We start from the raw sequence: 14,691 nt of genomic DNA, 5'->3' as shown, positions 1-14,691 counted from the left end.
CTTTGCTAATGACTCAGCATTTATCCAATCTTACATATTGAAAAAGAACCTTACAAAATTGTAAGATTCTTTTGTAAGATCAGTCAAATAATTGATAATCTGGACGTTTGAAGTCAAGATACACCTTAGTCCCTACACCTAATTCTGACTCAATATGCAGTCTATGACCTAATCTACTACAGATTTTTTTCGATAGAAATAAACCAAGTCCCGTAGATTTTTCATGTAGTCTGCCATTTAACCCTGTATATCCTTTTTTAAAAATTTTAGGCAAATCTTCTTCGCGAATTCCGGCACCAGTATCTTCGATAACTAATGTATGTCCATCTTCTAGAAAAATACTAATTTTACCGGTCTTTGTATACTTCAAACTATTGGATAATATCTGCTCTACCAATACTTGCAGCCAATTAGGATCTGATAAAAACTGCTTTTCTAATGGTTGATAGACTACCTGTATTTTATTATAAATAAATAAAATCGAGTATTTTTTTAATGTTTCTTTGATGATTTCATCAATCGATACCCACTCTAAATCTAATTCTTTTCCAACATCTTCAAGTTTCAGATAATTTAAAGCCATATGTGTATAATCATCTAGTCTTAGTATTTCTTGTTCCATCTGCTTTTGCGCTGTCGCCTCTTTATTTTGTTGTACAAGTAAGCTGATTGCGGCTATTGGTGTCTTGATTTGGTGCAACCAGAGAGAAAAATATTCCATTTGTTCTTTGCTTTTTTCAGTTTCCCGTTGCTTATAGTCAAGGTACTCTTCTGTTAATTTCCTATACTGTTTCTGATAGATTTTTTCAGCTATATCAGCTCGATCTAATTTGCTTTTATCTACCTCTAAACCAAGTTTATGAAAAGATTCAGCCCTTTGGATTTTTCTAGAATACCGCAGCCACTGAAAAACAACTGATATTAAAAGAAAAAACAGAGAAAGTTGAACTCCATACCAGTACAAAGATAATGGTGTACGAGACAAAAAGAATAATAATCCAAATATTACAAGAAGAAAAAAAATCAGCAAAAATTGTGGTAACATTAATATAAAAAAGTTTTTTAATCTTAATTTTAAAGATAAATTCTGCTCATTCATGTCGTCCAACAGCGTATCCCACCCCTTTTTTTGTAGTAATAAATTGATCTTGTCCTAAACTTTTCAGCTTCTTTCTTAGTCTGGCAATATTAACGGCTAATGTGTTCTCATCGATAAATGATTCGTTTTCCCATAAACTTGTCATGATTATTTCTCGAGTTACATAATTTCCTTTTTTTCTAAATAAAATTTCCATGATTTTCAGTTCTGTTCGTGTCAGCTCAATTTCTTGTTCTTTATACATCATAGTAGATGTACTAGGTTTAAGCAGAACTTCATTCACAGCTAAAAAATCCTGTGTATCATTAAAATCATATGTTCTTCTCAAAATTGCCTGTATTTTCGCCATAACTACAGAAAGATTAAATGGTTTTTGGATATAGTCATCGGCACCCATTTGTATAGCCATCACAATATCCATGTTGTCCGTTCTAGAAGAAACAAAAATAATCGGCACCTCAGAAAACTTACGAATTTCCTGGCACCAGTAATAGCCATTATACGTCGGCAACTGGATGTCCATTAAGATGAGCTGAGGACTTTTTTCAACAACTATTTCAGTAATACGGCTAAAGTCTTCACTGACATAGGCAGAATATCCCCACTGTTCTGCTTCATTTTTTAATGATTGAGCAATTGTTTCATCATCTTCTATAATCATAATTGAAAACATTCTTTTACTCCTTTTCAAACCGTGCTCCGCCCTACTCTTCTTTTCATAATATATCACAGATACTCTCTAAAAGTAGCTCATAGCTAAAAATATGTAAATCAATCTAAACAACACTCTTTATAAATGTTTCCAGAAACATACTTATGAAGATAATTTTATTTAATCATTAGTTTCAATTTTGAAAATCAAACTATACAACCTTTACATTATTGACTTAAGTAACCCTACAATTCTTGTGCAACAAACTGTAGCAACCTATCAAATCAACTTTTTCAAGAAATTCCACAATTCCAATCTAGCTATTTCTTTCTTATATCGAATATAATGATTATAAGGAAGGCGGAAGCATATGAAAATCGGGGAACGTTTAAAAGAAAAAAGGCAGGCAGCTAATTTATCACAGAAAGAACTAGCAGATATTCTTCATGTCTCCAGACAAACAATTTCTAGCTGGGAGGTAGGCAGGACCTATCCAGATTTGGAGATTCTAGTCCATATTAGTGAGTTTTATACTGTACCATTAGATGAACTGCTAAAAGAAGATTCTACTTTATTAGAAGATATTTCGCAAAAGGTAAAGAAAAGCGAGAGAAGAAAATTAATGAATATTCTTCTTAGTCTAATGCTAGTTTTAGTCAGTTGTCTAGGCATTTATTTCGCTGTTCAACATTATCGTAGCCAAATGACGAATGAATCCGGACTGAGTCAGGCCGATTTGTTCAATACAACCTGGCAACTGAACTTTACTTCATCACAAGATATCGAACAGTCTATTTTGTCCTTTGATCAAAACAGCATCGCTATCTTCAACCAGTATAATACCAGAATCACATCCGCAGAATCGAATAACCCTAAAATACTAGAAATTGAAAAAGAAAAATGGTTAGAGCGCGGTCTTGAAAACGGGGTAACGAATTATAGCGATTTAAAAATTGAATTAGTGGAAGATACTTACATCGTTACGGCGTATGGATTCAGCCAAAAGTATACCCGTTTAAGCGACACGATCATCAAAGACCAAAATGGTACAGAATACTTTAAAGTACGTTCTTCTGATATGCATGCTGATCTGCACCAAATTGATGAATACGTGAAAGAAGAAGGGGTCGAAAGCTTCTCAGTGGACTTCACACCTTCTGAGAGTAATTAGCTATATTTTTAAAAAGCTTTACTTCGAGTTACATGGCCGAGATTCATGAATTGTAAAAGTATACTTTACGATAAAAAGCAGAAATCCTGTTCAGTGGATTTCTGCTTTTAAACTTAATTATGATTTTTGAAAGGATACATGAATTATTTTTATAAATACTTTTAGGATTTTCGGTTTTGATGCTAGCCTCCCAGATATGCTTTTTGAACAGCATCACTTGCTAGTAACTCTTTTCCTGTTCCGGTCTGGACTACTTCTCCTGATTCCAGAACATATCCTCGGTCTGCAATTTGCAGCGCAATTTTAGCATTTTGCTCAATCAGCAGAACCGTTGTGTCTTCTTTGTTGATTTCTTTAATAATATCAAAAATGCCCTGAATAAATATAGGCGCCAGCCCCATTGAAGGTTCATCCAAAAGTAACAGTTTTGGTCGAGACATCAATGCTCGTCCCATTGCCAGCATTTGTTGTTCTCCACCGGATAAAGTAGCTGCATCCTGTTTTCTTCTTTCTTCAAGAATCGGAAAATACTCATAAATTCGTTTCAGATCCCGCTTGATTCCTTCTTTATCTTTCCGTAAGAAAGCGCCCATTTCAAGGTTTTCAAGTACACTCATTCCCCCAAAGACATGTCTGCCTTCCGGTACATGAGAGATTCGTTCTTTTACGATTTGTTTTGCGGATTCCCTTTCAATGGCTCTGTCATAATAACTCACCTGTCCGCTGGTTGGTTGGATCAATCCGGAAATGGTTTTTAATATAGTCGTTTTCCCTGCTCCATTAGCCCCAATCAAAGAAACGATCTCACCTTCTTCTACTGAAAAAGAAATGTTATGAATTGCTTCAATGGCTCCATAATGCACTGTCAATTCTTTCACATCTAACATCTACTCTTCCTCCCCTAAATACGCTCGGAGTACATCAGGATTGGAGCGAATAGCTTCAGGTGTCCCTTCAGCCAATAAACGTCCGTATTCCAGTACATAGATTCGTTCGCATACATTCATTACTACAGACATGTCATGTTCAATCAAAATGACCGTTAAGTCAAATTCTTGTTGGATTTTTCTGATTAGTTTCGTCAGTTCCACACTTTCTTGCGGATTCATTCCAGCAGCCGGCTCATCCAAGAAAAGCAGAGAAGGTTCTGTAGCTAAGGCACGGACAATTTCCAGTCTTCTTTGCTGCCCGTAAGATAAATTTTCAGCTAATACATCTGAACTGTCTTCTAAATTAAAAATAGCGAGCAGCTCTAAAGCTTCCTTTTTCAATTTATCTTCCATCTTAAAGAAAGAGGGTACCCGCAGAATACTTCGGATAGTTCCTACATTATTCTTTTGATGCATGCCGATCAATACATTATCCATCACCGTTAACTGCTTGAACAAGCGAATATTCTGAAATGTACGGGCAATACCTAACGAAGCGATTTGATCTGTTCGCTTATCAATCAATGAAATCGGTTCTTTTCCAACATTCAAGCTGATTTTTCCTTCCGTGGGCTTATATACACCCGTCAGTAAATTGAAGAAAGTTGTTTTACCTGCTCCGTTAGGTCCGATCAGACCAACCAATTCATTTTTTTGAATGGATAGATTGATATCTGAAACTGCTGTTAATCCTCCAAATTGTTTCGTCAGTTTCTCGACCGATAGTATACTCATGACTGAGAGACCCCCTTTTTCTTCCAGTTGAATAACTTAGAAGCTTTAATTTCTCTTCTTCCAAATAATCCAGAAGGTTTAAAGAGCATCACCAAAATCAATGCTATAGCATATAATATTACTCGAAGCGAACCATAATCTGCTAAGAAATGATTCAATAGACCTAAGAAAACAGCTGCAAAGATACTTCCTGTTAAGCTGCCCATACCCCCTAGAACAACCATGATCAATATATCAATGGACCGTACAAAATCAAATTGGCTCGGTACGATTAGTTGATAATAAGTAGCGTGGAAAGAGCCCGCAATGGAGGCGGTCATCGTACCTATCAAAAAAGCAATCATTTTATATTTCTGAATATTGATTCCCAAAGACTCAGCTGCGATTTCGTCTTCTCTTATAGAAATCGTTGCTCTGCCGGGAGAGCTGTTCACGTAATTAGCGGCGACCAAAATAATCAATACCACCACAATATAAGCATAATACCAAGTTGCCAGCTTTGGAATACCACTTAATCCGCGTGCTCCATTTGTGATATCCAAGTTTAAAATAGCAATCCTAATAATTTCTCCCACACCAAGAGTGGCAATGGCTAGATAATCTCCTTTCAACCGCAGAGTCGGTATACCAACTACATAAGCAACGATCCCAGATAAGAACACGCCGCCTAATATACCTAAAGCAAACCCTCCTAAGTTTGGCATCATACGGGTAATAATACCCGTAGTATATGCTCCTAACGCCATAAATCCTGCGTGGCCTAATGACAGTTGTCCAGAAATCCCTACTATGAGATTTAATCCTACTGCCAGCATGATATTGATTAAAATCAACATTAAAGTCATTTCATAATATCTCGTGATCCAACCTGTTAAAATAGCGACCTGAATAACAGCAAACCCAATTAACGCAACAACAACCCATACGAGGATTGATTTCATTCGTTTCGACATATAAATCTCCTACACTTTCTCTTTGGTTGTTTTCCCTAAAATGCCTGATGGACGAACCAGCAGAATCAGGATCAGTATGACAAATACAACAGCATCTCTAAGTAATGAGTTCCCATAAGCCACTACCATTGTTTCAGTCAAGCCAATCAAAATCCCTCCAAGCATTGCTCCAGGTATGATACCTATACCACCTAAAACAGCAGCGATAAATGCTTTCAAACCTGGCAGAAAACCCATCGTTGGATTAATCGTATTATAAAACAACCCAACCAGGACTCCTCCGGCTCCTGCTAGCGCTGAACCTAACATAAAGGTAAAAGAAATAACATGATTCACATTAATCCCCATGAGTTGTGCTGCTTCAGGATCCATACTGACTGCACGCATTGCTTTTCCCATCTTCGTTTGATGCACAATCAGCTGTAAGGCGATCATTAAAATGATAGATGTTCCAAAAATAATCAGCTGTATACGGCTGATCGAAAAGAAACCCAGATCATAACGAGTATTCGTCAGCACTTGAGGAAAAGACCGAACATTCGGGCCGACCCATTGGATCATGCCGTTTTGAATCAGATAAGATACCCCAATCGCCGTGATCAAAGCCGTGATTCTTGAAGATTTTCTTAGCGGTCTATACGCCACTCGTTCAATGATTACACCAAGGAGTGCACTTGCTGTCATTGCGACAAGCAGTGCAGGAATTAATCCTACATTTAAAAACTGGATTGTTGCATATCCTACAAACGCTCCTATCATAAAGATCTCACCATGAGCAAAATTAATTAATTTAATAATTCCATAAACCATTGTATATCCTAGTGCAATCAAAGCATAAATACTTCCTAGGGATAAACCATTGATGACTTGCTGCATAAAACTGGACATTATGTTCTTCCTTCCTTGTTCATTTGCATCAAAATAAAAGGGCCTAAGGTTCCAACCACGACCCTTTTACTTCTGTTCTTAAACTTATTCAGGTTGTACTTCTGTGAAATTCACTTCTTCTCCATTGTCTAACTCAACAACGATTGCTGATTTAACAGGATTGTGGAAATCATCAAATGAAAATGTTCCCGTTACACCTTCAAAGTCTTCTACTTCACGCAATGCATCACGAATTCCTTCAGGTGTGACTTCATCTAAATCTTCTACTGCGTCAGCTATAAGATATACTGTGTCATAAGCCAAGGCAGCAAACATATCTGGTTCTGAACCATATTTTTCTTCAAATGCTGATATAAATTCAGCCACTTCAGGATTATCTCCTTCTGAAGTGTAGTGTGCAGAATAATAAACGTCTGTTACGTTTTCTGCTCCTGCCAATTCAACTAATTGAGCATTCCCGAATCCATCTGGTCCAAGAATCGGTTGATCGATTCCCATTTCTCTTGCTTGTCTAATGATCAATCCAGCTTCTTCATAGTAACCAGGAATGAAAAGCACATCGAAATCCTGATCAGTTAAGCTTGTAAGTACAGCACTAAAATCAGTGTCTCCTGCTGTAAAGTTTTCTGTAGCAACAATTTCTCCACTAAATTCTCCAGTGAAAGCTTCTGCTAGCCCAACTCCATAGTCACTCGAATTATCACCCAGAATAACTGCGGTTTCTGCACCCAATTCATTTGCTGCAAAGTTTGCCAGCGCGACACCTTGGAATGAATCTTTGAAAGAGGTACGGAACACAAAAGGTGTTACTTCTCCATCTTCTCCCACAGTAACTTGATCAGCTGTTGCTGAAGGTGAAACCAGCGGTACGCTAGCCGCCGTAGCACTAGGTGCGGCAGCCATCGCAGCACCTGAAGTAGCCGGCCCTACGAGAACGTGTGCGCCCTCAGATGCTGCACGAGTAGCTAATTGTGCCGCTTCTGTTTCTTCAGATTGTGTATCATAATCGGTTAAGTCAAACTCTAATCCATTGACTCCACCAGCTTCATTGATTTCCTCAACTGCCAGCTGGACACCATTTAACTCAGAAGTTCCATAAGCCGCTACTGGACCTGATTGTTCAAAAATCCCTGCAATATTTATCGAATCTGTTTCTCCAGAAGAACCTTCTTCACCTGACTCTGCCTCGCATGCTGCCATCAGCAAAGCAGCAGAAGCTGTTATCCCTACAAACCACGTTCTCTTTTTCATAATAATTTCTCCTTTTTTCTTCAATATAATAAACAACAACCAACGTATTTCTATCTATCTTTTAGCCTTACCTAGGGAACTATAGATGAGGATTCCGTCTAAATAAAATAAAAGAGCCAGTTCACTTTGTACAGTGAGCTGGCATCTAGTAGCTTGACCCCGAGCCCTCTTTCTTATTTGCAGAAATAGGACTCTATCTTTTACGAATAGAACCCAAGCTACGGAATAATTAATAAGAAAATATCAGCAAGCAGATTCCCTTGTTGTCCTCTTCTATTAGCATAAAATTTGACATTGTATTCAGTAGTCATCTGCTTTCCTCCTTTAAATTAAAAAATCATTCCATCATCTTTTAATCGTTTATTTATGTAGTATGTTACATATATTAGAATAAGATTAATTTACAGTCAATATAATTCTGAAAATTTATATTTTTAAACTCATTTATTTTTAATAATTAAGTTGAATCTCTTATATCTATAGGTGAATGCGCTTTTTCTCTTAAGAAAGAAAAACAAATTGTTTGTAGTACTTGCTCCTTATCATTAAATACTTTTAAGAAATAACTGATAAAAAGAGGCACTCAACTGAGCGCCTCTTTTTATCAGCTATATATTTACCTTCATCTCACTATAAATGGTTGTTTAGAATGTGCATTCAGAAAAATGATTCTAACTTTCCTAATTAACTTTTCCTTTAAGTTCTTTAAAATACATAAATGCTGCCAAATGATAATGAATTAAAAATTAGATTAAAATAAATTTTTAAGTTTAATAGCTCAAACATATTTTACGTAGAAGCAAATAACTCATTATTGAGACAATTCAAATATAAATGAGTTACGGTCTCCGCGATATTTTGAAATCGAATATTCGATAGGTACATGACTTTCAGAAAAACCTTGAGTATGAAAGTAAAAGACCGGTTCCTCAGCATCAATATCTAATAAATCACTTGTTGTTTCATCAGCTTTGATAATTTCAAGCTTGCGACTCACAGTTTTGATAGGATGTCCCATTTCTTCGAGAACATGATAGAGTTTTTCCTGGGAAAAATCGATCTCTCTTAATTTCGGGAAAAGAGTATAAGGAATATAACTCGTAACTAATACAACTGGAGTTTTTTCTGCATAACGCAAGCGAATCAGTTTATATACTTTTGAATCAAGCGGAACTTCTAAATTTTTTGAAACTTCTTCATTAGCTTGTACTATGCCAAACTTGAGAATACTTGTTTCAGGAACCAAACCCTTACGACTCATTTCAGAATCGTAACTTTCAATCACATGTGTAAATTCTTGCTGGATCTTCGGTCTTTTAACAATCGTTCCTCTTTTTTTTCTTTTCTCTAGATATCCTTCATTTACCAAAGACTGGATTGCCTGCCTAACAGTTGGTCTACTCACACTATAGATATCTGCTAATTCAAGTTCTGTGGGAATCAACTGATTTTCTGCATATTCATTCGTCTGAATTTTATTTAAAATATCTTGACGTATTTTTTTATGCAATGGAACATTCATCTTCATCTACTCCTCTATATCATATTCCCATTATAGCATAGGAACTGATTACCAATAAATGTGTGGAGTAGCTAAAACCACTTCAGCACACCCTGTTATCTCAATACTTTCCTCAGGTAATAAGACAATGCTTTGTCCCATAGCACAAGGTTGGTCCCCAATATACAACTCCCCAGATAAAATGGTTGCAACACTAGCGATTTTAGCTGGATTAGATAGAAAATCAGTAGCAGAAAAATGCTGTATTGTGAATTCGCGTTTTTCAACTGTCTGTCCGATATCGAAAGAATCTTTTTCCACTTTTTGTTCTAACTTCAGAGTCTCAATAGCTTTTTCTACATGCAATTCGCGTTTCTTACCGTCTTTATCTAGACGATCATAGTCATAAAAACGATAAGTAATATCGGTAGCTTGTTGGATTTCATAGACCAATGCACCTTTGGTCAATGCGTGAATTGTTCCTGATGGGATATAGACCAAATCATGTTGCTGAATTGGGTACTCTTGCAATACATCAGAAACCCTTTTGTCATCTACAGCAGTTAAAATACTCTCTTTTTCTTTGCTGGTTTGCTCTGCATATATCCATCCTTCTTCTGGAGGTGTAATGAAATACCAGGCTTCGCTTTTTCCATAAGGCATTGATTCATGAATACGGGCATAATCATCGGTTGGATGAACTTGAATACTCAAATTCTTATCACATGCTGTAAAAGATATGATTAATGGATAGACATCCCCTTCTCTTAACCCAAATCTCTCAGGATCTATCTGAATTATTTCATTAAGTGATTGATTACTGCCTACTATCTTACAATCAATTCCCTCAATACCGCTTGCTGAATACACAGACCCAATCTGATTAATATTTTGGTCTCCTGAATATGCATGTAATTTTGGCGTACCCCAAACACGTTCTCTTGATTCTGGTATTAAAATAAACATAAAAAGTTCCCTCCTGTTAATTCTTGCTCTAGCTAATAATTTCATTATGTAATTACATTTACCATAGATATACTTATATTATCTCTATTAATTTTAAAATGTCAATAAAATTATAGCTAAATCAAGCACCTTGACACATAAGTGCGGACAGAGTATTATTCAATTTGTAAATACATAATAGGAGGATATCACATGGAAGTTTACAACATTGATCAGTTAGCACGTTTTATTGACCATACAAACTTAAAACCATTCGCTACAAAAGAGGACATGCATAATCTTTGCGAAGAAGCTATTAATTATCACTTTAAAATGGTAGCGATCAATCAAGTACAATCAAAAGTCTGTAGCAAGTTTTTAACAGGAACCGACATCCACACTGGGGCAGCAATCAGTTTCCCATTAGGTCAAACCTCTATTGCAGCTAAAGTAGCAGAGACAGAAGATGCCATTAAAAATGGAGCCAATGAAATTGATTATGTAATAAACATTACTGAAGTAAAAAACAAGAATTGGAGCTATTTAAAACAAGAAATGGAAGAAATAGTAACGGTATGCAGAAACTCTAATGTGATTTCGAAGGTAATATTTGAGAATGCTTATCTAACTGATGAAGAAAAAATTGAACTATGTACTATTGCAAACACCGTAGAGCCTGATTTTATAAAAACTTCTACCGGTTTTGCCCCAAGCGGAGCTACATTCGAAGATATCAAATTAATGAGAAAACATACTAAAGAGACAGTACAGATAAAAGCCGCCGGAGGGATTCGTGATGCTGAAACTTTTAAACAAATGATTACTTTGGGCGCAACCAGAATAGGAACAAGTTCTGGTATCGAAATCATCAAATCACTTACAAAAGAAGCTGAAAATGGAGAAATTTCTATTTAAAAGGAGGATAAGTAATGTATAAAATCGCAGTTACTGGATCAACAGGCTATCTAGCCTCACTTATTCAGTTATATAACAAAGAGAAATTCTTGTTTATTCCTATCAGTCGAAAAGACTTAGACCTTGAAAATACAGATGAAGTTAAACAATTTTTTGAAAAACTTGAATTTGACACGGTCCTTCATGCAGCCGCAAGAACACAAACAACCGATTGTGAAATGCATCCAGACGAAACAAAAAAGGTAAACACAGATAGCGCTATTCAAATTGCCAAAATTTGTCAAAAAAAGAAGGCCCGCTTTATCTTTCTAAGCACAGAACAGGTATTTAACGACAAGAAAAAAACAGGACCCTACACAGAACAAACCTCCCCTAAAAGTACTTCTGTATATGGAAATCAGAAATTAGCAGTGGAAGAATACTTAAATACTCATGAATTGGATTTTGTTACTCTACGCTTATCTTGGATGATGGGACTTTCCTTTCCAGATTTAACCTCAAGCCCTAATATAATCAAAAATGTAATGAACGCAATGTTTTATCAAAAACCTACTAAATTTACAGTTAATGAGATGCGCGGAATGACTTACGCTAAAAATTTTGCACAGCAATTTGATAAAATTCTCGGCTTACCAAAAGGAACCTATCATTTTTCCAGCAATAATAACTTATCTACCTATGAATTCGCCAATTTTATTGCAAAAGAACTTGGATTTGATAATGAACGTATTAGACAATTTATCCTTGCCGATAAAGAACGATACGCCGATCAGTTTCGCGACTTACGGTTAGCAACTGATAAAATCCAGCAGTATGGCATTAAGTTGCAGTCATCACAAGAAGATGCTAAAGAATGCCTGAAAGACTTTGGATGGTGAATTAAAAATTTGCTACTAACATAAATGCTTCTCATTAAAATATTACTGAATTCCGGTTCGTAGTGGTAAAAACTCTTTCATCACAGACTAAGATTCAGACTAAAATAAAGGACTTTAAAACTAAACTGGTTTATATTCCTTTTCTGTATTATTTTTTATCGTCTATACAATCACGATTAAAAACAAAAAGCCTTACAAGCGCTTTAAATCAACGCTTGCAAGGCTTCAACTGTCATATAGTATGGTCCCTACTGGTATAGAAGTAGGTGTTTTGAGTGCTTTTAATGAGTTCAATAATCAGAGGTATTATTTATAGAAGAAAATATAAAAAGCGTAAAACAGATATAAACTACAATTAAAAACGGATACATGAAAAGGATGCAACTAAAACTATAAGGGTGTTTCGGATATAAAGATATTCTATATTGAGTAGCTCTTTTGTAAAGTTTAACTTAACCACCTTCCTTTTTTCTTTTTAAGAGGGCTCTACTACTACAAAAACCTTAACTTAATTAACTATGTAATACTTTTACTGCAAATTATTATATAGTTTAATTCGAATTTCGTCTGGGTAAGGTAAATCATTTATGATAAACACAAGTAAATCCTCAAGAAAACTTTCATCAATTCTATCTTGACCTACCTATAAGACTGTATTTTCTATTTATTGTATAAAATTTCCGACACACTCAGAAGGGTATCTATTAATGATTTCATTTGTCAAATTAAGTTAGGCAAATCCCACTCATTCATGTAACTCAAAAAGATTTCCAATAGCGTCTGGTAGTTCAAAGGTTTGCTCAGAATTTGGTTTCTTCCGCAATTAGTAGTAATATATTTTTAGCCTTTCATGTGTTTCATTTTACTCAGTTGACATGGGGCTGGGACAATAGTCCGTCCCTAAAATTATAAAAGCGGAAACTCACAGATTTAAAATTCTGGAGTTCCCGCTTTTTTTGAGTTCATGAAAAAAGAATAAGAGCACGCTCTTTGCTGTAATGTAAATAACCACAAATACACTAGAAAGAGGTGCTCTTAATGTACATTAACTATACCACGAACCAAACTTGTTTACCACTTGAGTTCACCCCGTTCTATCGGGTACGGTCTTCTGTTAAGGTCTCTTTACGATGCAAGTACTCCTCTTCTGAAATTTCATCACGTGCGTATCGTTCATTCAATATTTTTAACGCTTCTGTGGTCGAGTTTTCTTTTTTTGAAGAAAACTCTGAGCGAGAATTCAATGTTTTTACAATAATATACACAATCAAAACGACAATAATCAGCAATGCAAGCCAGCCCAGCCAACTCCACCAATGTCCTCCCATGCCATACCAATGATACATAAAACGATTTCCCCCTTTTAAACAGCTGCTTGAATCGCTTCTTTCAACGTATTTTCTACTTCTTCAGCAATTGTTTTCAAACCATCATCTTCAATCAAGCCGATTAATATTGTGGGTTTCAATAATCCAATATATACTTCGTCTCTCTTTTCGTAAACCACTACTTTGCAAGGTAAAAAATAACCTGCTTCAGTATGTTTTTCCAACACTTCTTTTGCTTGTCCTGGGTTACATACTTCTAATACCTCAAAATCTGAAGAAAATTCCAGACCTTTAGATTTAATCTTCTCTTTGAAATTCACTTGATATAATACACCAAACTCTCTTTCTTTTAGGCTGTCGGTAATATCCTCAATAGCTGTCTGAAATGATTTATTTGTTTTAACTTCATATTTAAAGTCCATTTACATTCCCTCCCTTTCAAAAGTTATTGCAATACAATAAGCTTTTTTCTATCAATTACATCCATTGTAATGTTCTTCATGCCAATCATCTCTATATAGTCTTTTGCTATGTCTTTGATTCATTGCTTCATCATTGAAATACACTCCTGCAGGGTTATGAGGATTCGTTTTATGCTATTCCAGTATTATGATTTGGCATACTAAAAGCAATGGTGCCTACTAATAAAAAACTGACTATCAATCCTTTTATTTTTATTAAAATCACCCTTTCTAATTCCGCTTACATGATACACCCCGGGGTATATATTTTCAAGTATTTTAACTTTTCGGTAATTTTTATAAAATATTAGGTGGGCTTAAAACCTATTACAAAAATCGAGCACTAAAAATCAATGACGATTTCTAGTACTCGATTTGCTAAAGTTCTAAGTTTTTGCTTATGCGTCTGCTGCATTTCCTGAATAAGCTTTCAACATCCAGATATGCTTATCAACACTTCCTTTCATTGCAATCAGCATATCATTTGATGGAAAGTCTTCATGTTCATCTGTTAATTTTGCACCTTCTTTTAGTGAATCAGCTATAGTTTCTAAGTCAGCGACTACCGCTCCTACCATTTCATCTTGTGAAAGATACTTGTCTTCTACTCTTTCTTCAATAATTGAGTGATCAATAAATTCTTGAAGGGTTGAATATGGTTCGCCCCCAATAGCGAGTAAACGTTCTGCAACTACATCTAAGTTTGCTGTTACTTCATCATACAACTCTTCAAATTTCTCGTGTAGTGTAAAGAAATGAAAGCCCTTCACATACCAATGAAACTGATGCAGACGAATATTAAACTGCCCCTGGGTTGCCACCACTGTATTCAGATAATCTTTGACTTCTTGACTTGCCATAAATATTTTCCTCCTCATTTATTGTACATCGACATATTACCGTCTAATTAGACTGTAGCAAATAACAAGGTTTAAATACTGTTCGATTCTTTTTTCTACATCGATCACCTCCTCTATTTTAGATA

The 14,691-nt window shown here is 35.6% G+C and carries 15 protein-coding genes; 3 read left to right on the top strand and 12 right to left on the bottom strand.

From position 1 onward, the window contains the following. Nucleotides 1-79: 79 nt before the first annotated feature. The gene (locus BKP56_RS13855) at nt 80-1,099 is read right to left on the bottom strand and encodes a sensor histidine kinase (protein WP_232226954.1); all 1,020 of its coding nucleotides are present in this window, start codon (nt 1,097-1,099) and stop codon (nt 80-82) included. After that, nucleotides 1,092-1,772, bottom strand: a complete 681-nt coding sequence (locus BKP56_RS03810) for a response regulator transcription factor (RefSeq protein ID WP_072693781.1) — start codon at nt 1,770-1,772, stop codon at nt 1,092-1,094. Before BKP56_RS03810 ends, BKP56_RS13855 begins: the two co-directional genes overlap by 8 nt. A gap of 349 nt (nt 1,773-2,121) precedes the next feature. Here BKP56_RS03810 and BKP56_RS03805 point away from each other — a divergent pair, with 349 nt between their 5' ends. Beyond that, nucleotides 2,122-2,922, top strand: coding sequence for a helix-turn-helix domain-containing protein (locus BKP56_RS03805; RefSeq protein ID WP_072693780.1), 801 nt, complete (start codon nt 2,122-2,124; stop codon nt 2,920-2,922). Nucleotides 2,923-3,104: 182 nt separating this feature from the next. On the opposite strand, the gene BKP56_RS03800 is transcribed toward BKP56_RS03805, so the two are convergent. The 7 genes from BKP56_RS03800 to BKP56_RS03770 form a co-directional block, all read right to left on the bottom strand. Further along, complete coding sequence (locus BKP56_RS03800) at nt 3,105-3,809, bottom strand: ABC transporter ATP-binding protein (RefSeq protein WP_072693779.1); 705 nt, start codon at nt 3,807-3,809, stop codon at nt 3,105-3,107. Next, nucleotides 3,810-4,586: an ABC transporter ATP-binding protein gene (locus BKP56_RS03795; RefSeq protein ID WP_072693778.1), complete on the bottom strand. Its 777-nt coding sequence runs from the start codon at nt 4,584-4,586 to the stop codon at nt 3,810-3,812. It abuts the gene before it with no gap. Then, nucleotides 4,583-5,539, bottom strand: coding sequence for a branched-chain amino acid ABC transporter permease (locus BKP56_RS03790; RefSeq protein ID WP_072693777.1), 957 nt, complete (start codon nt 5,537-5,539; stop codon nt 4,583-4,585). The genes BKP56_RS03795 and BKP56_RS03790 overlap by 4 nt, the downstream gene beginning before the upstream one ends. A 9-nt stretch (nt 5,540-5,548) precedes the next feature. After that, on the bottom strand, nt 5,549-6,427 hold the full coding sequence (locus tag BKP56_RS03785; protein WP_072693776.1) for a branched-chain amino acid ABC transporter permease: 879 nt from the start codon (nt 6,425-6,427) through the stop codon (nt 5,549-5,551). 84 nt (nt 6,428-6,511) lie between these two features. Further along, the gene (locus BKP56_RS03780) at nt 6,512-7,678 is read right to left on the bottom strand and encodes an ABC transporter substrate-binding protein (RefSeq protein ID WP_072693775.1); all 1,167 of its coding nucleotides are present in this window, start codon (nt 7,676-7,678) and stop codon (nt 6,512-6,514) included. 811 nt (nt 7,679-8,489) lie between these two features. After that, on the bottom strand, nt 8,490-9,200 hold the full coding sequence (locus BKP56_RS03775; protein WP_072693774.1) for a GntR family transcriptional regulator: 711 nt from the start codon (nt 9,198-9,200) through the stop codon (nt 8,490-8,492). Nucleotides 9,201-9,248: 48 nt separating this feature from the next. Continuing rightward, complete coding sequence (locus tag BKP56_RS03770) at nt 9,249-10,145, bottom strand: class I mannose-6-phosphate isomerase (RefSeq protein ID WP_072693773.1); 897 nt, start codon at nt 10,143-10,145, stop codon at nt 9,249-9,251. 192 nt (nt 10,146-10,337) lie between these two features. Here BKP56_RS03770 and deoC point away from each other — a divergent pair, with 192 nt between their 5' ends. Next, entirely contained in the window at nt 10,338-11,039 is a 702-nt protein-coding gene (deoC, locus tag BKP56_RS03765) for a deoxyribose-phosphate aldolase (protein ID WP_072693772.1), read from the top strand. A 14-nt stretch (nt 11,040-11,053) separates the two neighbouring features. After that, on the top strand, nt 11,054-11,917 hold the full coding sequence (locus BKP56_RS03760; protein WP_072693771.1) for an SDR family oxidoreductase: 864 nt from the start codon (nt 11,054-11,056) through the stop codon (nt 11,915-11,917). A gap of 1,094 nt (nt 11,918-13,011) precedes the next feature. On the opposite strand, the gene BKP56_RS03755 is transcribed toward BKP56_RS03760, so the two are convergent. From BKP56_RS03755 to BKP56_RS03745, 3 genes are all read right to left on the bottom strand, one after another. Further along, nucleotides 13,012-13,263: an SHOCT domain-containing protein gene (locus BKP56_RS03755; RefSeq protein ID WP_072693770.1), complete on the bottom strand. Its 252-nt coding sequence runs from the start codon at nt 13,261-13,263 to the stop codon at nt 13,012-13,014. A gap of 17 nt (nt 13,264-13,280) precedes the next feature. Then, nucleotides 13,281-13,667, bottom strand: coding sequence for a DUF302 domain-containing protein (locus BKP56_RS03750; RefSeq protein WP_072693769.1), 387 nt, complete (start codon nt 13,665-13,667; stop codon nt 13,281-13,283). Nucleotides 13,668-14,104: 437 nt separating this feature from the next. Next, a complete protein-coding gene (locus BKP56_RS03745) occupies nt 14,105-14,566 on the bottom strand; it encodes a Dps family protein (protein ID WP_072693768.1) in 462 nt (153 codons plus the stop codon). Between the last annotated feature and the right edge of the window lie 125 nt (nt 14,567-14,691).

Origin of the sequence: Marinilactibacillus sp. 15R (assembly GCF_001895285.1) — a bacterium.
GTDB lineage: Bacteria > Bacillota > Bacilli > Lactobacillales > Carnobacteriaceae_A > Marinilactibacillus > Marinilactibacillus piezotolerans.
The sequence above is the reverse complement of the archived record's forward strand: the minus strand, read 5'-3'. Positions and strand labels throughout refer to the sequence as shown.